This is a genomic window from Rhodococcus sp. OK611 (genome assembly GCF_003050885.1).
GTDB classification, from domain to species: Bacteria; Actinomycetota; Actinomycetes; order Mycobacteriales; family Mycobacteriaceae; genus Rhodococcus_G; species Rhodococcus_G oryzae.
The window spans coordinates 85,819-105,304 of record NZ_QAOZ01000002.1; the positions used below are offsets into that span (position 1 = coordinate 85,819).

Annotated in this window: 20 protein-coding genes; 10 read left to right on the forward strand and 10 right to left on the reverse strand. The window is 71.1% G+C overall.

The window, feature by feature from the left end; translation table 11 throughout:
- Positions 1-3: 3 nt before the first annotated feature.
- Together C8K38_RS02245 and C8K38_RS02250 are read right to left on the reverse strand one after the other, a co-directional pair.
- On the reverse strand, positions 4-927 hold the full coding sequence (locus C8K38_RS02245; protein ID WP_097210324.1) for an SDR family oxidoreductase: 924 nt from the start codon (positions 925-927) through the stop codon (positions 4-6).
- Complete coding sequence (locus C8K38_RS02250; RefSeq protein ID WP_097210060.1) at positions 924-1,388, reverse strand: pyridoxamine 5'-phosphate oxidase family protein; 465 nt, start codon at positions 1,386-1,388, stop codon at positions 924-926. Before C8K38_RS02250 ends, C8K38_RS02245 begins: the two co-directional genes overlap by 4 nt.
- 64 nt (positions 1,389-1,452) lie before the next feature.
- On the opposite strand from C8K38_RS02250, the gene C8K38_RS02255 reads away from it, so the two are divergent.
- On the forward strand, positions 1,453-2,409 hold the full coding sequence (locus tag C8K38_RS02255; protein ID WP_097210061.1) for a helix-turn-helix transcriptional regulator: 957 nt from the start codon (positions 1,453-1,455) through the stop codon (positions 2,407-2,409).
- A 4-nt stretch (positions 2,410-2,413) separates the two neighbouring features.
- Here the strand turns inward: C8K38_RS02255 and C8K38_RS02260 are convergent, their stop codons facing one another.
- Positions 2,414-3,376: a DUF389 domain-containing protein gene (locus C8K38_RS02260; protein ID WP_097210062.1), complete on the reverse strand. Its 963-nt coding sequence runs from the start codon at positions 3,374-3,376 to the stop codon at positions 2,414-2,416.
- A gap of 97 nt (positions 3,377-3,473) precedes the next feature.
- On the opposite strand from C8K38_RS02260, the gene C8K38_RS02265 reads away from it, so the two are divergent.
- Complete coding sequence (locus C8K38_RS02265) at positions 3,474-4,385, forward strand: aminotransferase class IV (protein ID WP_097210063.1); 912 nt, start codon at positions 3,474-3,476, stop codon at positions 4,383-4,385.
- A 70-nt stretch (positions 4,386-4,455) separates the two neighbouring features.
- Here C8K38_RS02265 and C8K38_RS02270 read toward each other — a convergent pair whose 3' ends face one another.
- The gene (locus C8K38_RS02270) at positions 4,456-5,277 is read right to left on the reverse strand and encodes a class I SAM-dependent methyltransferase (RefSeq protein ID WP_097210064.1); all 822 of its coding nucleotides are present in this window, start codon (positions 5,275-5,277) and stop codon (positions 4,456-4,458) included.
- Between the two features lie 154 nt (positions 5,278-5,431).
- Between C8K38_RS02270 and C8K38_RS02275 the strand changes: the two genes are divergently transcribed.
- The 3 genes from C8K38_RS02275 (at position 5,432) to acpM (ending at position 7,340) form a co-directional block, all read left to right on the forward strand.
- The gene (locus C8K38_RS02275; protein WP_097210065.1) at positions 5,432-6,103 is read left to right on the forward strand and encodes a winged helix-turn-helix transcriptional regulator; all 672 of its coding nucleotides are present in this window, start codon (positions 5,432-5,434) and stop codon (positions 6,101-6,103) included.
- Between the two features lie 67 nt (positions 6,104-6,170).
- Positions 6,171-6,977 (forward strand): helix-turn-helix domain-containing protein, encoded by an 807-nt coding sequence (locus C8K38_RS02280; RefSeq protein WP_143548371.1) that lies wholly within the window; start codon positions 6,171-6,173, stop codon positions 6,975-6,977.
- Between the two features lie 57 nt (positions 6,978-7,034).
- Positions 7,035-7,340: a meromycolate extension acyl carrier protein AcpM gene (gene acpM, locus C8K38_RS02285; RefSeq protein WP_097210067.1), complete on the forward strand. Its 306-nt coding sequence runs from the start codon at positions 7,035-7,037 to the stop codon at positions 7,338-7,340.
- Between the two features lie 61 nt (positions 7,341-7,401).
- Here acpM and C8K38_RS02290 read toward each other — a convergent pair whose 3' ends face one another.
- From C8K38_RS02290 to C8K38_RS02305, 4 genes are read right to left on the reverse strand one after another with little or no spacing between them, the layout of a single operon-like run.
- Complete coding sequence (locus tag C8K38_RS02290; protein ID WP_209928482.1) at positions 7,402-8,325, reverse strand: alpha/beta hydrolase family protein; 924 nt, start codon at positions 8,323-8,325, stop codon at positions 7,402-7,404.
- The gene (locus C8K38_RS02295) at positions 8,322-9,494 is read right to left on the reverse strand and encodes a thiolase family protein (RefSeq protein ID WP_097210068.1); all 1,173 of its coding nucleotides are present in this window, start codon (positions 9,492-9,494) and stop codon (positions 8,322-8,324) included. Before C8K38_RS02295 ends, C8K38_RS02290 begins: the two co-directional genes overlap by 4 nt.
- Positions 9,491-10,258 carry a thioesterase family protein gene (locus C8K38_RS02300; protein WP_097210069.1) on the reverse strand — a complete coding sequence of 256 codons (768 nt, stop codon included), beginning with the start codon at positions 10,256-10,258 and terminating at the stop codon, positions 9,491-9,493. The genes C8K38_RS02295 and C8K38_RS02300 overlap by 4 nt, the downstream gene beginning before the upstream one ends.
- Positions 10,255-11,685, reverse strand: a complete 1,431-nt coding sequence (locus C8K38_RS02305; protein WP_097210070.1) for a DHA2 family efflux MFS transporter permease subunit — start codon at positions 11,683-11,685, stop codon at positions 10,255-10,257. The genes C8K38_RS02300 and C8K38_RS02305 overlap by 4 nt, the downstream gene beginning before the upstream one ends.
- Positions 11,686-11,741: 56 nt before the next feature.
- Between C8K38_RS02305 and C8K38_RS02310 the strand changes: the two genes are divergently transcribed.
- Positions 11,742-12,257 (forward strand): winged helix-turn-helix transcriptional regulator, encoded by a 516-nt coding sequence (locus tag C8K38_RS02310; RefSeq protein WP_097210071.1) that lies wholly within the window; start codon positions 11,742-11,744, stop codon positions 12,255-12,257.
- Between the two features lie 51 nt (positions 12,258-12,308).
- Here the strand turns inward: C8K38_RS02310 and C8K38_RS02315 are convergent, their stop codons facing one another.
- The gene (locus C8K38_RS02315) at positions 12,309-13,088 is read right to left on the reverse strand and encodes a site-2 protease family protein (protein WP_097210072.1); all 780 of its coding nucleotides are present in this window, start codon (positions 13,086-13,088) and stop codon (positions 12,309-12,311) included.
- Between the two features lie 123 nt (positions 13,089-13,211).
- Between C8K38_RS02315 and C8K38_RS02320 the strand changes: the two genes are divergently transcribed.
- Positions 13,212-14,222 carry a glutamate ABC transporter substrate-binding protein gene (locus tag C8K38_RS02320; protein WP_097210073.1) on the forward strand — a complete coding sequence of 337 codons (1,011 nt, stop codon included), beginning with the start codon at positions 13,212-13,214 and terminating at the stop codon, positions 14,220-14,222.
- Here C8K38_RS02320 and C8K38_RS02325 read toward each other — a convergent pair.
- Positions 14,219-14,899, reverse strand: a complete 681-nt coding sequence (locus C8K38_RS02325) for a hypothetical protein (protein ID WP_245221142.1) — start codon at positions 14,897-14,899, stop codon at positions 14,219-14,221. The two genes, C8K38_RS02320 and C8K38_RS02325, sit on opposite strands and share 4 nt — an antisense overlap.
- Before the next feature lie 184 nt (positions 14,900-15,083).
- On the opposite strand from C8K38_RS02325, the gene C8K38_RS02330 reads away from it, so the two are divergent.
- From C8K38_RS02330 to C8K38_RS02340, 3 genes are all read left to right on the forward strand, one after another.
- A complete protein-coding gene (locus C8K38_RS02330) occupies positions 15,084-15,623 on the forward strand; it encodes a hypothetical protein (RefSeq protein WP_097210075.1) in 540 nt (179 codons plus the stop codon).
- 56 nt (positions 15,624-15,679) lie between these two features.
- The gene (locus C8K38_RS02335; RefSeq protein WP_097210076.1) at positions 15,680-18,280 is read left to right on the forward strand and encodes a helix-turn-helix transcriptional regulator; all 2,601 of its coding nucleotides are present in this window, start codon (positions 15,680-15,682) and stop codon (positions 18,278-18,280) included.
- 80 nt (positions 18,281-18,360) lie between these two features.
- Entirely contained in the window at positions 18,361-19,485 is a 1,125-nt protein-coding gene (locus C8K38_RS02340; RefSeq protein WP_179800430.1) for a hypothetical protein, read from the forward strand.
- The last annotated feature ends 1 nt before the right edge of the window (position 19,486 follow it).

Here is a 19,486-nt window from a genome sequence, read left to right on the forward strand (position 1 = left end):
CGGCTAGCGGTAGCCCTCGGTGTTGGCGGGCAGGTCCCTGTCAGCCACCTCGACGAGATAGCGCCAGCAGTCCGGCCGCGAGCCGTCCACGTCGGTGAAGCCGTACCGTTCGGCCAGCTGCCCGCTCGAGACCACGGTTCCGCTGAACCCCATGACATCCGGGTCGGCGGCCAGCGCGGCGACCGCCCGGCCCACGAAGGTCGGCGACTCGGAGATGGCGAAATGCGGTTCCCGGTCGAGCGCGTCGCGCCAGTTGTCCTCGGCGACGCCGAAGATCTCCAGCATCGTCTCCGACCGGAGCCAGCCAGGGGTGACGGCGACCGCCGCGCCGCCCAGCGGGGCCAGTTCGTGGGCCTGCGCGGTGGTCATCCGCTGCACCGCGGCCTTGATCAGGTCGTAGTAGAAGCCCACCTGGTGCCGGTAGGCGACGTTGTATTCCGCTGTGCCGTCGGTCATCTCGACGACCAGGCCGCCGGGTCGGCGGATCAGCAGGGGCAACGCGACATGGCTGGTGATCGCGTGGGTGTCGATGCCCATCCGCAGCATGCGCAGGCCGCCCTCCAGGTCGTGCTCCCAGAGTTTGGTGCCGAATTGCGCGTATCTGTCCCCGCCGAAGATGTCGTTGACCAGGACGTCGAGCCGACCGTGCTCGGTGTCGATGCGGGCGATCAGCGCGCGTACCTGGTCCGGGTCGAGGTGGTCGACCCGCAGCGCGACACCGTCACCGCCGGTCGCCGCGATGAGATCGCCCGTCTCCTCGATGGTCTCCGGTCGGTCGATCTCCGACCGACCGGCCTCGCGGCTGCTGCGCCCGGTCGCGTAGACGGTCGCGCCTGCGCGGGCCAGCTCGACCGCGATGGCGCGGCCCGCGCCGCGGGTGGCACCCGCGACCAGCGCCACCTTTCCGGTCAGATCCGGCCCGCTCACCGGCTGCGCCTCGTGACGCCCGCGCCGGGCCGCCACAGGTCGACGTGCAGCCGGTCCTCCGAGACCGTCGTCAGGACCGCCTCCTCGACGCCGAGTTCGAAGATCTGCGCCTCGTCGCCGGGGTTCTGGTCGTAGCTCTCGAGGATTGCCTGCTTCTCGTCTCCGAACAGCTCGCGGGCGCGACCGGAGATCTTCGCGTCGCCGCCCTCCATGGTGTGGTGGCCCGGATTGGAGTGCAGCGAGAAGCGCGGGTCGCGGTGCAGGTCCCGCACCTTCATCGCGCCCGCCATCGACCCGAGAACCAGTAGTCCGCGGAAGATCTCCACCTCGGTGCCGCTGACCCGCGGGGATCCGTCGGCCCGCAGCGTCGCGAGGACGTGATGCTTGTGTACGCGCAGCCGCGCGGCGATGGATTCGGACAAGGCCGGTGCTTCGTCGGAGAACTGCTGCCAGGTTGTCATGACGGTCAGTGTGCACCGTAATCACTGACATCTTCTGTCAGTGATTACGGGATAGGCTTCGCCGGTGCGCTCCAGTCGGTTGCTCGACCTCATGCTGCGGCTGCAGGGCGGCCCGGGTAGCACCGCCGAGCGGCTGGCCGAGCAGCTGGAGGTGTCCGTGCGCACCGTGTACCGCGACGTCGCGGCACTGCAGGCCGCGGGCGTCCCGCTGTGGACGGAGAGCGGGCCGGGCGGCGGCATCCGGCTCCTCGACGGCTGGCAGTTCAAGCTCAGCGGGATGACCGGCGTCGAGACCTCCGCGCTCATGCTGCTCGGAGTCCCCGGTCTGGCTGCGGACCTGGGTCTGGGGGAGCAGACGGCCGCCGCGGAGGCCAAACTCCTTGGTGCGATGCCGCTTCCGCTGCGTGCGGGTGCCGAGCTCTGGCGCAGCCGCCTGCACGTGGACGCCCCCGGCTGGTTCGGGCGGGCGGCGAACGCCCCACACCTGGCGACGGTGGCGCGGGCCGTGCTCGACGGCCGTCGGGTGCGGATCGGCTATCGCAGGGGCGGCCGGGAGGTGACCCGCACCCTCGACCCGCTGGGGCTGGTGGCGAAGGCGGGCATCTGGTACCTCGTCGCCGCGCATCGCGGCGCGGCGCTGTCCTTCCGGGTCTCGCGGGTCGAGGCCGCGGTGGTCCTCGACGGGGACGCCCGACGACCGGACGACTTCGACCTGGCGGCCTGGTGGGCGCGATCGGCCGCCGAGTTCGACCGGTCGCTGCTGCGGTACCCGTGCCGGGTGCGGCTCGCGCCCGCGGCGTGGCGGTCGCTGCCCGCCGTTATCGGGCCGGAGGCCGCCCGGGTGACCCCGGGCCCGGCGGACGCAGACGGCTGGGTCGAGGCGGGACTGCTGCTCGAGTCGGAAGAGGTTGCGGTGCACCAGCTGACGGCGCTCGGCGCGGGCGTGGAGGTGCTGGAGCCGGCTTCGCTGCGCGCGGGCCTGCGCGCGATCGGTGCGGAGATGGCCCGACGGAACGGCTGAGGTCTCAGAGCATCCGGCGGACCCGGTCGAGCGCACGGGCCCTGCGCACCGACACCCGCGACCACAGTGCCTGTTGAATCGTCAGCGTCGCCCATCCGGCCATCGCCATGCCGGACAGGTTCAGCAGCAGCTGCAGGCTGCTGCCCCAGATCTCGTGACCGGCGCCGAATGCCAGGGCCAGTCCCACGTTTCCCGCGGCGGGCACCGTCGTCACGGAGATGAACACGCCGGCCAGTCCGGCCGACTTCGCCGAGGTCAGCGACAGCACGCCTGCGGCCGCCGCGATCACCGCCACGATGAACGACCACTTGTCCGGGCTGTAGATGAACGCGGTGTCGGGCCGCGGACCGGTGACGTCGTCGATCGTCACCCAGCCCAGCCCCCTGCCGACCACCGCGAGGATCGCCGTGACCGCGATCGCGACCACGAACCCGACGACGAGGGTGCGGACCGCGAGCGCGAGCAGCACCCACCGGCGCCGCACCAGCGCGACCCCGAGTGCGGCGATCGCCCCGAACTCGGGCCCCAGCACCATCGCCCCGATCACCAGGATCTGTGAGTCGGTGATGATCGCGATCGCCGCCAGCAGGGTCGCCAGGGACATGAAGCTCAGGTAGGTCCAGTTGAGTTCGGTCTCCTCGTAGGAGCGCTGCGCGACCTCCGCCCACACCACGGAGTCCGCGCTGCTGCCCGGGGTGCGCAGTTCGGCGTCGAATCCGCTGCGGGAGAGCCACGCGTTGACCGGTTCGATCTCGATGCTGCCGCGGTGGTGCAACCCGGTGGCCCGCAACTCGTCGATCACGTCGTTGGCCGCCTCCCTGGCGATGTCGGCGTACACCACGTCGCCCTCCGGGCGCAGCGAGGCGCCGCGCATCACCGCGAGGCCGCTGACGGCCGGTTCCGCGTCGAGGATCCTGAGGGCCTCGTCGGTCAGGTCGCTCGGCGCCAGGATCCGCAAATGGAGCATCCCGACAGTCTGCCGGGAGTCAGGCGGAAGTCGCGGGAGGTGGCCGGCACGAAATTCGGTTTCCGGGGTACCGACCTGGTCGATAGCATGGCGTGCCATGGCTACCCCACATCCCCGCGTGTACTTCGGTGACCGGATCGTCGACGTCGCGGAGGCGACGCTCGGCGTCGCCACCTCGGCTGTGCTGTACGGGCTCAGCGTGTACACGGTGTTCCCGGTGCAGGTCGACGGGTCCCGGCGTAGCGCATTTCGGCTGCGTGACCATTTCCAGCGAATGGTCGAGTCCTGCAAGATCATCGGGATGGATCGGTTCGCCGACGAGTGGGACTACGACCGATTCGTCTCGGTGGCAACCGAACTCGTCGCCGCGAACGCGCCGACCGAGGACGTGTTCGTCCGGGCCACCGTGCACGTCGACGAGTCGATCGCCGGCACCCGGGTGCGCGGCTGCCACACCACCGTCAGCATGTTCGTCTACGACGCGGTGCCGATCGTCCCGCAGGACGGCATGCGGCTCAAGACCAGCACCTGGCGCCGGATCCCGGACGACGCCATCCCCTCCCGCGCCAAGGTCAACGGGGCGTACGTGAACTCGGTGCTGGCCAAGCAGGACGCCATCGACGCCGGCTACGACGACGCGATCTTCCTCGATGGGAACGGCCACGTCTGCGAGCTCAGCGCAGCCAACATCTTCCTGGTCCGCGGCGGCACCCTGATCACGCCGGACGTGTCCTGCGACATCCTCGACGGCATCAACCGTCGGACCCTGCTCACTCTCGCGGCGGAGGACGGCATACCCGTCGTCGAGCGCACCGTCGACCTCACCGAGCTGTACATCGCGGACGAGGTGTTCGTCACCGGCACCTCCGCGGGCGTCGCCCCGGTGTTCGAGGTGGACGGCCGGGTGGTCGGCGACGGCACCGCGGGACCGATCGGTCAGGCCCTGCGCAAGCGGCACGCGGCGGCCATGCGCACCGATGAGCTGCACGGCTGGGTCACGGAACTCTAGGCGCCTGCGGCGCCCGTGCGCGGTTGACGAGTGTGTGGACTCGTCAACCGCGCACGGGCGGCGGAGCCGCTCACTTCTTGACGGCGGTGAGCAGCAGGTACTCCCATTCCATGGTGCCGTCGCTGCGGTCGAAGCGTCGGCCCAGCTCGGCGAGCTCGCGGTCCAGGGCCTCGACGCGCTCGGGGTCGTCGGCGATCGCCCGGTACACCGCGATCGTCGGGCCGTAGCAGGCCTTGAAGAAGTCGCGGAACTGCTCGGCGGTGTCAAAGCAGTCGACGGTCAGCCGCTCGCGGCGCGCCACGACCTCTGTCACGCGGTCGCCGAGGAGGGTGCGCACGTGCTCCTCGCTGCCCCACAGCGGCGGCGGCTGCGCGCCTGCGGGCGGCGGGGGAGCGTAGGGCTTCATGGTCGCGAACATCTGGCCGATGAATCCCTCGGGCGTCGAGTTGATCAGCCCGAGCGTGCCGCCAGGGCGCAGGACGCGGACGAGCTCGTCGGCGCTCGGCTGGTGGTGGGGTGCGAACATCACTCCGACACACGAGATCACGGCGTCGAACTCGTCGTCGGTGAACGGCAGTGCCTCCGCGTCGGCCTCACGCCAGTCCAGCGTCAGGCCGAGCGACTCGGCCTGCCGACGGCCCGACTCGAGCAGCTCGGGGGTCAGGTCCGAGGCGACGACGGCGGCGCCGAGTCGGGCGGCGGGGATCGAGGCGTTGCCGGAACCGGCCGCGACGTCGAGGACCCGGTCGCCCGCCCTGATGCCGCAGGCCCCGACCAGGCTCGGGCCGAGGGCCGCGATGACGTCGGCGGCGACCGACGGGTAGTCGCCCAGCGCCCACATGGCCCGGTGCTTGGCCTTGATGTCGGGGGCGGCGGTGGTGTGTGTGCTCATGAAGTCCTCCTCGGATGTGGTGGTGTTTCCAGCGTCGGCCCATCCCGGCGGGAGCTCTAGTCCCAGATGTGAACCACCGGCGGTTCACGATCTGTACTGGCGTCCTCGCCGGGCCAGGCGTGTACTGGTCAGGGGGCAAACCGAGGAGGAAGCCGTGTCGGAATACGGCCAGTTCTGCCCGGTGGCGAAGGCCATGGAGCTGCTCGACGAGCGCTGGACCATGCTCGTGGTGCGCGAGCTGTTGGCCGGCAGCACCCGCTTCAACGACCTGCGGCGGGGTAACCCCAAGATGTCGCCCGCGCTGCTGTCCAAGCGCCTGCGGACGCTGGAGCGGGCCGGGGTGGTCCGCCGGACCGTCGAGGACGGCCGGAGCAGCTATGCGCTCACGCCCTGCGGTGAGGAGCTCGGCGGCGTGGTCGAGGCCCTCGGGGCGTGGGGCGTGCGCTGGATCGGCGAACTCGGCGAGGAGGACCTGGACCCGCACCTACTGATGTGGGACATCCGCCGCACGGTGCCGATCGACCGGTGGCCGCGCGGTCGCACCGTGGTGGCCTTCGAGTTCGACGACGTCGCCGCCCGCGCCGGGCGGTGGTGGCTCTGCGTGACCGGCGACGAGGCCGACGCCTGCGACTACGACCCTGGCTTCGAGGTGACCGTCACCGTCGCCACCGGCCTGCGCACCCTGATCGAGGTCTGGCGCGGGGACCGGTCCTGGGAGCAGGCGCTGACGTCGGGGCGGGTCACCATCTCCGGGCCGAGCTCGGTTGCGCGGGAGGTGCCCGCGTGGCTGGGGCAGATGAACCTGGCCGCGACCGTCAGGCCGTAGTGTCCGACGCTATGGCCAAGTGTCCAATTGGCTGGACACTTGGACGCCTGCGTGCCATGCTGCTGCCGTGCAAGATCATCATTCGTTCCGGGTGGGCGTCTCCGTCGAGGCCGCCCGGCTCGCCCGGGAACGGGCGGAGATCGCCGATGCGACGTACCGGAGTGTGATCGCCGAGGCGATCGCCGTCATGCGTGCCGAGGGGTTGAGCGACCGCAGGATCGCGGCGGAACTGGACGTCAGCAAATCGTCGATCCGGGCGATGGCGATCGGTCCCGAGGTCGACGACGAGTCGGCGGCCGGTCAGGTCGAGGTGCTCAGGTTCGGGGTGTGGGTCGACGTCGCGGGCATGTCCGGGCAGCACTTCATCATCGAGGACGACCAGCTCGTCAGCCACGAACGGATGGCCCGCCACGGTATCGACGTCGAACTCCTCCGCTCGGCCGGTCTCGCCGACACCGCCGCTCGCGAGTACCTGCAGGTGACAACCGGCCAGCGGATCCTCGTGTACTCACAGGAACGCTGGAAGGGCAGGCCCGACGAGACGACCGAGGACGGTTGGGATCGGCGAGGCCGCTACCTGATCGAGCGCTGCCCGGGCCTGGAGGACGGGCGATGCGCGGGCAGCCACACGTCGCTCCCGCTCGGTGAGATCGGGCTCAGGGACGGCGATGACCTCTTCGGAAACGGCTGGCCCGGTCGGCGCCCGACCGCACATCAGGTGTGGAAGCTGCTCACCGCGGCGATCGAAGAGACCTACGAGATCTTTGATCCCTCCTATCCGGAACTCGAGCGGCGGCGACGGCCGGGAACGACGCCGCGTTACCAGGCGCGGCCCGGAAACGGTGTGCCCGTGACCGATTCCCGTCGACGCTGATCCACCCGAAATCAACCGCTCGATCGAAGCGGTCCACGTGAGAAAGGGAGCCAGGAAGTGGCAACACAGGAAGAACTCGTCTCGGGAATCGCCGAGATCATCGAGGAGGTCACCGGAATCGAGCCGTCCGAGGTGACGATCGAGAAGTCCTTCGTCGACGATCTCGATATCGACTCGCTCTCCATGGTGGAGATCGCGGTCCAGACCGAGGACAAGTACGGCGTGAAGATCCCCGACGAGGACCTTGCCGGTCTGCGGACCGTCGGCGATGCGGTCGACTACATCCAGAAGCTGGCGGCCCAGGATTCGGAAGCCGCGGAAGCGATCCGGGCGAAGATCGAATCCGAGACCGACCGCCCCTGATCGGCGACCCGGGAAGGATCCGCCCCGGAAACCGGGGCGGATCCTTCCCGCCGATGGGTACTCAGGCCTCGGCCCGGCGTTCGGTGGCCGCCGGCCACGGGTTCACCCCGCGGTGCAGCCACTCGGCGGTGCCACGCCAGAACCCGTCCCGGTGCCGATCGTGGAAGAGCCCGAAGTGGCCGATCTCCTCGTGGCCCAACAGTGTCGGGTCCAGTTCCACCCGGGCGCGGTCGCTGCCCCGGTAGTACCCGAGCGTCCGTTCGAGGGCGGCGGGGGTGCCGAACTCGTCGTCCGTGGTGGCCACCGCCAGGATCGGTGCCCGCACGGCCGCGAACCGGCGCCGCACCTCGGCCCGCTCGCCGCGCGGGTAGCTGGACTCCATCGCGGCCCGGCGGAAGGCCCACTCGTGGGCCACACCCGCGGGCAGGTCCTCGAGCCAGCCGAGCCTGCGGCCGGGGAAGTACCCGTAGGCGGCGGTGAGCACCGGCATCGCCAGGTGCCACCTCGCGAGCAGGCCCACCCGGCTCCGGCGGGCGTAGTCGCGCCAGTACGCGTACTGGGCGCCGACGGTGAGCATCCGGTCCACGTGCACCGCACCGGCGGCGAACCCCGGCAGGAACCCGCCGATGCTGTGCCCGACCACGGCCAGCGGACGGTCCGGTTCCTGCGTCCGCGCGAACTCGACCGCCGCGTCGAAATCCTGCTCGCCCCACGCTCGCCACGGGATCGCGGCGCCGCGCAGCGTGCCGGGCGGCCGGGACTCGCCGATGCCGCGGTAGTCGTAGGTGAGCACCGGCGAGCCCAGCTCGGCCAGGAACCGCGCGTACCGGTGGTAGTAGCGGGCCAGCACCCCGGTGGCGCAATTGACGATCACCATCGGCGCGTCCGTAGCCGCGACCGCGGGATCGAACAGGTTCCCGCCCAGCACGACGCCGTCCCGGCACCCGAAGGTGACGGGACGGGTCGTGACCTCGGTTGATGTCACGCCAGCCGCTCGATCACCGTCGCATTCGCCATGCCGCCAGCCTCGCACATGGTCTGCAGACCGAAGCGGGCGCCACGTTGTTCCAGCGCGCCCACAAGGGTGGTGAGCAGCCGTGCGCCGCTGGCGCCGAGCGGGTGACCGAGGGCGAGCGCGCCGCCGTGCACGTTGACCCGGTCGAGGTCGGCGCCGGTCTCCTGTGCCCAGGCCAGCACCACCGAGGCGAAGGCCTCGTTCACCTCGAACAGGTCGATGTCCGCCAGCGCGAGCCCGGCCCGCCGCAGCACCCTCTCGGTGGCCGGGATGATCGCGGTGAGCATGTACAGCGGGTCGTCGCCCGCGACCGCGAAGCTGTGCAACCGCGCCAGCGGGGTGAGCCCGAGCCGGGCCGCGGTCTCGCTGGTGGTGATGAGCACCGCTGCGCTGCCGTCGCTGAGCGGGCTCGAGTTGCCCGCCGTGACTCCCCAGTCGATCTGCGGGAACCGCGTCGCCATCGCCTCGTCCGCGAATGCCGGACGCAGCGCCGCCAGCGACTCCGGCGTGCCGCCGGGGCGGATGGCCTCGTCGGTGCCGAGTTCGGGCAGTGTGGCGAGTTCCTTGGCGAAGGCGCCGCCGACGGTGGCGCGGTGCGCCTTCGCATGGCTCCGGAGCGCGAACTCGTCCATCTCGGCCCGCGAGATGCCCCAGCGCGCGGCGATCAGTTCGGCGCTGATGCCCTGGGGCACAAGCCCGTCCGGATAGCGCTCGGCGAACCGGGTGCCACGTGGATCGGCGCCCGCGCGGATATTCGACCCCATGGGGATGCGGCTCATCGACTCCACGCCGCAGGCGATCACCACGTCGTAGGCGCCGGAGATGACGCCCTGCGCGGCGAAGTGGACGGCCTGCTGGCTGCTGCCGCACTGCCGGTCGACGGTGGTGCCGGGCACCGATTCGGGGAAACCCGCGGCCAGCAGCGCCGTACGGGTGATGTTGGCGGCCTGCTGGTCGACCTGGGTGACGCAGCCGCCGATCACGTCGTCGACGAGCGCCGGGTCGATCCCGGTGCGATCGACGATCGCGGTCAGGCTGTGCGCGAGCAGGTCCACCGGGTGGATCCCGTGCAGGGCGCCCCCCGGCTTGCCCTTGCCGATCGGGGTGCGGACGGCGGCGGCGATGACGGCGTCTCTCATGACTGCTCCTTCGTGGTGGCGCCGCCGAGGATTCGGCGGAGCTGGCGTGCTTGTCCGGCGAGTTCACCTGTCTCGGTGTGGAGTTCGGCCTCGTCGACGCACAGGTCGTCGGTCGCCCACGCGGTGCGGTGCCGCAGCCGGTACCAGCGCGAGGGTGGCGTTCCGGGTGGGAAGTGGGCGCTGAACTCGATGGTGGGGATCGGGACGGGCGCGGTGCGGGTGGCATACAGCCCGGGCGGCAGGGCGTCGAGCAGCACCGCCGCGGTCTCCTGTGGGGTGAGGTCGATGTCGGCGGTCAGGCGGATCCAGACGTCGAACTCCGGTGTCTCGCCGCCCGCGAACGGCCGCGCCGAGTTGATCGGCCGGATGTCGAGGTACTGCGAGAACGGCACGAATTCGACCGGGATCTCCAGCGGGGGAAGTGTTTCCGGGTCCACGTCGGGCGGCGACACGGGACCGGGTGGCCAGGCCACGGTGGTGCCGGGGGACCGGGCCAGCCGAACGACCGCTGTCGCGGCGTCGCCGAGGCGCGCCCGGACGCCCGCCGAGCGTCCACCCATGACCACCTCCGCGTCGACGGTCAACGGTCCCGCGGCGACCGGGGCGTACAGGTGGGCAGTGACCGCGACCGGGGTGGCGTCGAGGGCGCGGGCGGCGCCGCGGAGCAGTGCGGCGACGACCAGGCCGCCGTGGATGCCGCCGAACCCCCGCCAAGACTCGTCGAAGCTCGTCGGGAACCCGGTGGTGGTGGTGGTGGTGGTCATCGCAATACCTCCGCGGGCTCGGTGGCGGGGGCGGAGCGCTCCGGGGGCGAGGTGCGGGCGGTGATGCCGAGCGCGGCGGCGGCCGCGAGCGCCGAGACCGCCGCGACGGCCCACCAGGAATGCGTGAAAGCCGTTCGGGTGGACTCGAATCCGATGGGTGTGCCCAGGATGGCGACGAGGGCGCTGATGCCGATGACCGCGCCGATCTGCCGGTGCATGGAGACCACGGCGCTGCCGGTGGCCGCGCGATCCTGCGGCAGGCCCGCGGTGGCGGTGGCCAGGATGGTCGGCAGCGCCAGGCCGACACCGACGCCCGCGATCAGCCAGCCGGGCAGGATCTGCGTCGCGTAGGCCGGTTCCGGTCCGACGGACGCCGCCATGAGCACCGCGCCGCCGCCCCAGAGCAGGCAGCCGAGGGCGGCGATCCGGCCCGCGTCGACCCGGGAGGCGAGCCGCTGTGCGACGATCGCGAACACCGGCACCATCAGCGGGCCCGGCGCGATCGCCATGCCGGTGCGCGTCGCCGAGTAGCCCCAGACCGTCTGCATCCAGAGGATGGTCGCCAGCAGCGCGGCGGCGAACCCGGCGCTGAAGAGCAGCATCGCGGCGTTGGACCACGCGAAGCTGCGCACCCGGAGCATGGCGGGGTCGAGAATCGGTGCGCCGCCGCGGCCGTTCCGGATCCAGAACGCCGCACCCGACACGAGGGAGACCCCGAGCGCGCCGAGGACCCCCACGCTCGACCAGCCCCAGTCGGGCCCCTCGACCAGCGCGAGAGCGAGCGCCCCGACCGCCACGGTGAGCAGGGCGGCGGCGAGGACGTCGGGATGGTCGGCGTCGCGGTCGCGGGACTCGGGGATGGAGCGGGCCGCGAGCACGAGGAACGCGATCCCGATCGGGACGTTGATCAGGAACACCCAGCGCCAGGATGCGGCGACCAGGACGCCGCCGATCACGGGGCCTGCCGCGGCGGCGATGGCGCCTGCGGTGGCCCAGATGCGGACGGACGCGGAGCGGCGCTCGGCGGGCAGGACGGTGAGGATCAGGGCGAGGCTGGCCGGGGTGAGCAGCGCGGCACCGATGGCCTGGGCGGCGCGGAAACCGATGAGCGACCACAGGTTCGGGGCCAGCGCGCAGGCCGCACTCGCCGCGACGAACAGCCCGAGCCCGAGCAGGAATCCGCGGCGCCTGCCCACCTTGTCCGCCCAGCGTCCGAGCGGGATCAGCAGCGCGGCGTAGAGGATCGCGTAGCCGTTGAGGATCCAGCTCAGGTCCGCGAGGGAGTGGCCCGTGAAGTCGGCGCCGATCTCGTCGAACGCCACGTTGACGACGAACAGGTCGAGGCCTGCCAGGAAGCTCGCGCCGCAGAGCGCGAGGAGGACAGGTCCGGAGCGGACCGGCCGCGATAGCTGACTATGGAGTTCCATAGTCAGCAAGGTACGAGCTGACTATGGATTACGCAAGCCAGGGGTACGATGACGCCATGGGAGCGATTCACCTGGAGGGTGTGCTGGCCGACCGGGACGCCTGGCGGGCCACGCGATGCTCGATCGGCAAGGCGATGGAGGTCATCGGCACCCGGTCGGCGATGCTCATCATGCGAGAGGCCTACTACGGCACAACGCGATTCGACGACTTCGCGGCCCGCGTCGGGATCACCGAGGCGGTCGCGTCGGCGCGGCTGCGCGAGCTCGCAGAGGCCGGGCTGCTCGAGCGCAGCCCCTACCGCGAGCCCGGGCAGCGCACCCGGCACGAGTACCTGCTCACCGAGATGGGGCGCGATCTGCTGCCCGCGGTGCTGGCGCTGATGCAGTGGGGCGACAAGTACCTGCAGGACGGCAAGGGCGCGCCGCTGGACCTGGTCGAGAACGACACCGGTGAGCCGGTACGGGTGGAGGTGCGCGGCGAGTCGGGACGCGCGATGCCGCTCGAGGGGCTGCGGATCCGCCCCGGCGAGCAGTATCGCCGCCATGTCGAAGAGCGCCGTCGGCGCCCGTGAGTGCTCGACGAGTTCCTGCACTCGCAAACCGCGCACGGGCGGCGGAGCCGCCTACAGCCAGAAGCGCATCAGATAGTTGCCGTACTCGGCCCAGATCGACGGCACCCCGGACAGGCCGAACAGCCCGTAGATGGCGTCGAAGAACACCCGGTTGACCGACGGCACGAACAGGAACGCCACCAGGAACAGGATGCCCAGGCCCTTGTACTGGTCAAGGGAGCGGCGGGTCTGCGGGGACAGCGACGGCTCCAGCGCCCCGTACCCGTCCAGCCCCGGGATCGGGAGCAGGTTCAACACCGTCGCCATCACCTGCAGAAACGCCAGAAAGCTCAGGCCGTACCAGAAGACCTTGTGGTCGCTGCCGAGGCCGAAAAACCGGATGACCACCAGCAGCACCACCGCCGCGGCAGCATTGACCGCAGGACCGGCCAGTGAGATCTGCCGCTGCACCCGGGCAGGCAGGCCCGCGGTGCGCAGATAGACGGCGCCGCCCGGCAGCCCGATGCCGCCGAGAGCGATGAACAGCACCGGCAGCCCGATCGAGAGCAGCGGGTGGCTGTACTTGAGCGGGTTCAGCGTGAGGTACCCGCGGGCCTCCACCTCGTCGTCGCCGTGCCGCCACGCGGTGTAGGCGTGGCCGAACTCGTGCAGGCACACCGTCACCACCCAACCCGCGATGACCAGCAGGAAGACGCCGAAGTGCGCGAGCGTCGAGCGGGGCGCGGCGTTCCACGACAGCACGCCGCCGAGCACGGCAAGCGCGAGCACGCCGTAGAAGACCGGGCTCGGGCGGATCGCGACCCTCCGAGTGGGGGCACCGGGAAAGGTCATGCGCCCAGTATCACCCGCATCCGCCTCGCGGCCGGCGAGGTGTGGCCGGATTCCTTCCGCTCGGGGCCGCCGAGCGGAAAGATGGCGGGTACGAACGTCGACCATTGCCCAGCTGGGGGTGTGATGTCGGGACGAGGAACGGGACACCCGCCGCACCTCGTCGCCCTGGTGCTCGGGGTGGGTGTGCTCCTGGCGGCAACGGGCTGCTCCTCCGGTTCCCCCGAAGGGCCCGCGACGGCAACCCCCACGTTCGGTCCGCCGCTGCCGGGCGGCGCGCAGGTCCTCGCACCGGTCAGCGGCGAGCCCTCAGCCGCGCCTGCACCGACGAGCTGCGACGCGACCGCCAGCCTGCGTCCCGGCCCGCCGATGCCGCCGGGGGCGATGCCGCCGGGCGGCCCGCTGGCCCGCATCGTCGAACGCGGCAGGCTCATCGTCGCGGTCGACCAGTCCACGAACCTGTTCAGCTACCGTGATCCCGATTCGGGTCAGATCGCCGGATTCGACGTCGATGTCGCGCGCGAGATCGCCCGCGACATCTTCGGGGACCCGTCGAAGGTCGAGTTCCAGGTCCGCGACACCGTCGATCGCGAGCCCGCGCTGCGGGACGGTTCGGTGGACCTCATCGTGAACGCCATGACGATCACCTGTGACCGCGCCGAGCGGATCGCCTTCTCGACCGTCTACCTGAACGCCGCGCAACGGATCCTGGTGACCGAGGGGTCGGGAATCGGCGGCGTCGCGGACCTCGCGGGTAAGCGGGTGTGCACCGTCCCCAACACCACCTCGCTGGCCAACCTGCAGCGGATCCAGCCCGCCGCCACCGTCCTCGCCACCGAAACCTGGGCGGATTGTCTTGTCGCACTGCAACAACGGCAGGTGGACGCGGCCACCGCGGATGACACCGAGCTGGCCGGTCTCGCGGCACAGGACCCGTACCTAGAGATCGTCGGGGGCAGCCTGGAACCCGAGCCGTACGGAGTCGGGGTCAACATCGCGGACGAGGAACTGGTCCGCTTCGTCAACGGGACGCTCGAGCGGATGCGTTCGGACGGGACCTGGACGAAGCTGTACGACCACTGGCTGTCCGTGCTCGGGCCCGCGCCAGCGCCGCCCGAACCGCGCTACCGCGACTAGCGGACGAGCAACCAGTCCTGCGGATGCCGATAGAAGCTGCACCGCTTCAGCGAGCGCGGCGTCGTGACGCCGTCGCGGGTGACGACCGCGGCCGTCGAGCCCGTCTGTACGGCGCGCGCGCTGGTCCACCTCGGGCCGAGGAATCCCCAGCCGCGGCCGACGGTGGCCCGGACGCCGGGAGCCTCCAGGGTCGGTGCGACCCGCACCGACCGGACGGTTCCGGAGAACAGTCGGGTCGAGTCCGCGTAGGTCTCGCCGACGAGCTCGCCGCCCTCCGGTCCGGTGATGGAGGCGAGCCCGACCAGCGCGGTGCCCGAATCGTCCCGGACCAGTGGCAGCGGCGCGGCCTGCCCCAGCACGGCCAGGTCGGCGGCGGGGGAGCCGGTGGGGAGCCGGTACAGCCGGGTGGCCGCGGTTCTCGTCGCGGTGACATAGGCCAGCTCGACGGAGAGCCGCTCGCTCCGCATCAGCCGGGTCAGCGCCGCGGCCAGGGCGGCGTCCTCGCCCACGACGATGAGTCGGGGCGCGGACGGGGAGCGCTCGCCCAGCTCGTCCAGCCGGGGGAGCAGCTCGTCGAAGTCCGGCTTGGTGGGGACGGCGGGCGCGGTGACCGTGGCGAGCTCCGCCAGCCGGGGCGGAATGGGCGCGTCACCGCAGGCGAGCACGAGACAGGTCAAGGTTCTGCTCCCGGTTCGGGTCGGCGGTCGACCGGAGGTCACATTCGTACAACCAGACGATACGAAGGTGTCATTCGGTCGACCAAACCGGGCACGCGGACATAACGAGTACCCCACTACTCGTGTCATCGGCTCATCACGGCAATAGCGTCGAAGTCAGCCGACCAACCGACCGGAGATCCCCATGCAGATCACGATGCCGACGACCCGCGACCACCCCGACACCCTTGCCCGAACCATCCGGTTCTGCAGGTCAGGCCTCGTCGCGGCGGCTGCCGAGCTGCGCGGTGAGGGCGGTGCCGGACGCGCGGCGGACCTCGAGGCGGCCCGGCACCTGCTCGACCTCGGGATCGGGCAGATGTGCACGCCGTCCGGACTGAACTCCCGGCGCTTCCAGGTCCAGCCGCGCGGCCTGCGAACCGGCAAGGCCAGGACCGACCGGCTCGTCGCGCGGGCCGACACCCTGCGGTTCACAGTGGACCTCCCGCCTGGTTCCGGCCCCGAATCGTGGGACGAGACGCTCACCGTGACCTGGTTCAACATGGCCACCCTCGAGGGCGGAACGCACCCGCTCGATCAGTTCACGGCCGAGAACCCACCGGAGCCGGCAGGCCGCTCGGCGCTGGTGCGGACCGGAGTCGGGGTGATCGTCGCCGCGATCGACGGCGCGGATGACGACGGGGGCACTTCGCATCGGCCCGGGTTCGTTCTCATAGCGGAGTAACGGCACTCTCATCGCTGAGTAACGGGGTTTCCGGCGCCAGAGCTTAGAATTTCGCAATGGTCTTCGCGTGGCCCACGGTGAATCGGGACGACGAGCTCCGCACCGTGGTGTCCACGTTGCGCAGTCGGCGGGGCCCGTGGGGCGCCGTGCTCACCGGGGACGCCGGGGTCGGCAAGACCACCCTGGCCAGGGCGGCAGTCGGTGCCTTCGCAGGCGAACGCCGTTGGGCCGCGGGCACGGAGTCGGCGCGCGCCGTTCCGCTCGGGGCGTTTGCCCACCTCGTCGGCGTTTCGAGCCCGATGGACGCGGCCTCGGTGTTGCGCGCGGCCCGTGAGCATCTCGTCGCCGACAGCGCCGACATCGTGATCGGTGTCGACGACGCACACCTGCTCGACCGGCTGTCCGCCACGTTCGTGCACCAGCTCGCCGTCAACCGGATCGCACCCCTCGTGGTCACCGTCCGAACGGGAGAGCCGGTGCCGGACGCGATCACCGCCCTGTGGAAGGACAACCTGCTCACCCGCGTGGAGCTGCCCCCGTTCACACGGGCGGAGGCGGTCTCGCTGGTCGAGACGGTGCTCGGCGGGCCGCTCGAGGAATCGAGCGCGAACCGGATCTTCGTGATGTCGGAGGGCAATCCGCTGTTCCTGCGGCACGTCGTCGAGGGCGCGCTGGAGGCGGGCACGCTGCGCGAGGTCGCCGGGGTGTGGCAGCTCCGCGGCGAGACCGTGATCAGCCCACACCTGAGCACGCTGATCGAGTCGCGGATCGATCACCTGGACCCCGAGCTCCGGCACGTGCTGGAACTGCTGGCGTTTCAGGAGCCCCTCTCGCTCGAGGTGCTCTCGAAGCTCAGTGCCCCCGAGACGGTCGAGGCGGCGGAGAACGCGGGCCTGGTGCGGGTGCGCCGCCGCGACGACTCCGGGCTGACGGTGAAGCTCGCGCACCCGCTGTACGGCGAGGTGGTGCGCGCAGGCACCGGCATCCTCGCCGCGCGCCGGCTGCGCGGTGAGATGGCGCGTCAGATCGCGGATCATCCGCCTGCACACGTGAGCGACCGGATCAGGTTGGCCGCCCTCGCGCTGGACAGCGACTCGCCCCCGGAGGCCGAGCTGCTGATCTCCGCGGCCAGGGACGCGCTCACGCTCGGCGAACTGGTCCTCGGTGAGCGGCTCGCGCGCGGGGCGATGGCGATGGGTGCCGGGTTCGCGGCGGCCCTTCCGCTCGCCCATTCGCTGGCCTGGCAGGGCCGCGGCACCGAGGCCGAGGCCGTGCTCGGCCCGATCGACACCAGCTCGCTCGGCGAGTTCGACCTGCTGCTGTGGTGCCTGCCCCGCTCGGCGAACCTGTTCTGGATGCTCGGAAGACCCGACGAGGCCGCCTCGGTGATGGCCTCGGTGCGTGCCAGGCTCACCCATCCGGCGGCGGTGAACCTGCTGGATGCGCTCGAGGCGATGTTCGCCGTGTACGCAGCGCAACCCGCGGCGGCGACGGCGAGCATCTACGGGGTGATCGACTCGCCCGTCGCACTGCCGCTCGCGAAGGCATGGGCGGGCGCGAGCGGGGCCCTGGCCACCGCGTACCTCGGCCGGTTCGACGAGGTCCCCTCGTTCGCCGAGCGCGGGCTGGCGGCGGCGGCGGAGTCCGAGACCGGGTTGCTGCGCTTCACCATCGGGCTCGGCCAGGTGTACACGCAGACGATGTCTGGCGAGCTGACCGCGGCGGAGGAGCTCGCGCGGCACTATGTCGACTTCGCCGAGATGCAGCAGCCGGGCCGCTCGCTCGGTGGCGTGCTGCTGGGCCGGGTGCTGTTCGTCAAGGGCTCATTGGCCGCGGCGGAGACCGAATTCCGCCAGGCGGCAGCGGTTCTCGAGGGAACCGGTTATTCGTGGGCCTTCCTGTCCGCGGCGTTCCTGTGCCAGTCCCTCGCCGCGCTCGGCCGGGCCGCGGACGCCCGCGAGGAGTTGGTGCGCGCCGAGCGCCTGTTCGGCGCGAACACCGAGGTGTTCCGGTCCGACCTGGAGCTGACCAGGGCATGGGTCGCGGCCAGCGAGTCGGACACCCGGCGCGCGATCGCCCATGCCCGGGCAGGCGCCGACGCCGCGGCCGGGTCGGAACTGCTCGCGCAGGAGGCGGTGTGCCTGTACCTGGCCACCCGGTTCGGGGATGCCACCACCGCACCGCGCCTGGCGGAGCTCGCCGAGCGGGTCCCCAGCGTCCTGATCAGGGCCGCCGCCGCCCACGCGAGGGCGTTGGCGGACGGCGACGGGGCGGCGCTGGACACCATCGCCGGGAAGGTGGAGGAGGCGGGCGCCCTGCTCTCGGCCGCGGACGCGGCGGCGCAGGCGGCGGCGGCACACGCCAACGCCGGGAACCGCCGCGCCGAACTCGCCTCGACCGCCAACGCCAAGCGGCTCGCCGACCTCTGCGGGGCCACGACGCCCGCACTCGCGGTGGTCGCGAAGCCGCTGCCGCTGACCGAGCGGGAGCGGGAGGTCGCGTCGATGGTGGCGCTCGGCCTGTCCAACAAGGACATCGCGGATCGCCTCGTGGTCTCCGTCCGCACGGTCGAGGGTCACATCTACCGCTCGTGTACCAAGCTCAACGTGGCGGACCGAGCCGCGCTGGCGGACGCGGTCGGGGTGGGAAGCAAGTAGTGCACTACGCGCGCCGTTCCTGGGCGTAGGCGACACAATGGAAGGGACAACAACCGCCCCTTCCGATGAACGGAGCCGCAATGCGGCGATCCCAGCGCAGAAGGCTCGATCCTGCGCGTCTCGACGGTGCCGCCTTCGCGACGCCCGCCCCCGGGCAGTCCGTCTCGCGACAGGCCCGGTTCGAGACCGTCCCCTTCCACACCACGGAGGATGAGCCGCGCGAGCTCAACCTCAAACACCTGCTGCCGGGGTCGACCGTCCCTGGCGAGGGGCCGGTGCTGTTGATCGGCGGCACCAGTGTCCGCGCCGACATCTTCTCGCCGCCGACGGAGGACACGCTGCCGGAGTTCCTCGCCCGCGCCGGCTACGACGTCTGGATCCTCAACTGGCGGGCCAGCATCGACTTCGCCCCCAGCGAATACCACCTCGACGACGCGGCGGTGTACGACCACCCCGCCGCGGTACGGACGGTGCTGGAGCGGACCGGAGCCGAGACCCTCAAGGCGGTGGTGCACTGCCAGGGCTCGACCAGTTTCATGATGTCCATCGTCTCCGGCCTGCTCCCGGAAGTGACCACGGTGGTGAGCAATTCGGTGGCGTTGCACCCGCAACTGACCTCCCTGTCGTTCCTGAAGCTGCCACTCGCCGTCGCCACCTTCGGCAAGGTGATGCCCTACTTCAATCCGCAGTGGGGTCTGCACGCACCCGGGTTCTGGCCCAAGGTGTTCGACTGGGCGGTGCGGGCGACGCACCACGAATGCAACAACGCGGTGTGCAAGCACAGCAGCTTCACCTACGGCAGCGCCTTCCCGACGTTGTGGTCGCACGAGAACCTGGGCGAGGCGACCCACGAGTGGATCAAGGGCGAGTTCGGGTTCGTCCCGGTCACCTTCTTCGCGCAGATGGCCGAGTGCGCCGCCGCAGGCCATCTGGTGACGATGGGCAACTACCCGGATGTGCTGCCGAGCGACCTGTTCGCGCAGGAGCCGCAGACCGATGCCCGGTTCGCCTTCATGACCGGCGACCAGAACAACACCTTCCTGCCCTCGGGAATGGCGAAGACCTTCGACTACTTCGAGCGGATCGCGCCGGGGCGCCACGTGTTCCAGCAGATGCACGGGTACGGGCACCTCGACGTGTTCCTCGGCAGGCACGCCGCGCGGGACGTCTTCCCCTTCATCCTCGACGAACTGAACAGGGGCTGAC

Coding starts and splice junctions, on each gene's coding strand:
- C8K38_RS02295 (WP_097210068.1), bottom strand. CDS start 9,494: ATGAGAGACGCCGTCATCGCCGCCGCCGTCCGCACCCCGATCGGCAAG.
- C8K38_RS02320 (WP_097210073.1), top strand. CDS start 13,212: ATGTCGGGACGAGGAACGGGACACCCGCCGCACCTCGTCGCCCTGGTG.
- C8K38_RS02300 (WP_097210069.1), bottom strand. CDS start 10,258: ATGACCACCACCACCACCACCACCGGGTTCCCGACGAGCTTCGACGAG.
- C8K38_RS02250 (WP_097210060.1), bottom strand. CDS start 1,388: ATGACAACCTGGCAGCAGTTCTCCGACGAAGCACCGGCCTTGTCCGAA.
- C8K38_RS02270 (WP_097210064.1), bottom strand. CDS start 5,277: ATGAGCACACACACCACCGCCGCCCCCGACATCAAGGCCAAGCACCGG.
- C8K38_RS02265 (WP_097210063.1), top strand. CDS start 3,474: ATGGCTACCCCACATCCCCGCGTGTACTTCGGTGACCGGATCGTCGAC.
- C8K38_RS02330 (WP_097210075.1), top strand. CDS start 15,084: ATGCAGATCACGATGCCGACGACCCGCGACCACCCCGACACCCTTGCC.
- C8K38_RS02305 (WP_097210070.1), bottom strand. CDS start 11,685: ATGGAACTCCATAGTCAGCTATCGCGGCCGGTCCGCTCCGGACCTGTC.
- C8K38_RS02315 (WP_097210072.1), bottom strand. CDS start 13,088: ATGACCTTTCCCGGTGCCCCCACTCGGAGGGTCGCGATCCGCCCGAGC.
- C8K38_RS02335 (WP_097210076.1), top strand. CDS start 15,680: ATGGTCTTCGCGTGGCCCACGGTGAATCGGGACGACGAGCTCCGCACC.
- C8K38_RS02310 (WP_097210071.1), top strand. CDS start 11,742: ATGGGAGCGATTCACCTGGAGGGTGTGCTGGCCGACCGGGACGCCTGG.
- C8K38_RS02340 (WP_179800430.1), top strand. CDS start 18,361: ATGCGGCGATCCCAGCGCAGAAGGCTCGATCCTGCGCGTCTCGACGGT.
- C8K38_RS02260 (WP_097210062.1), bottom strand. CDS start 3,376: ATGCTCCATTTGCGGATCCTGGCGCCGAGCGACCTGACCGACGAGGCC.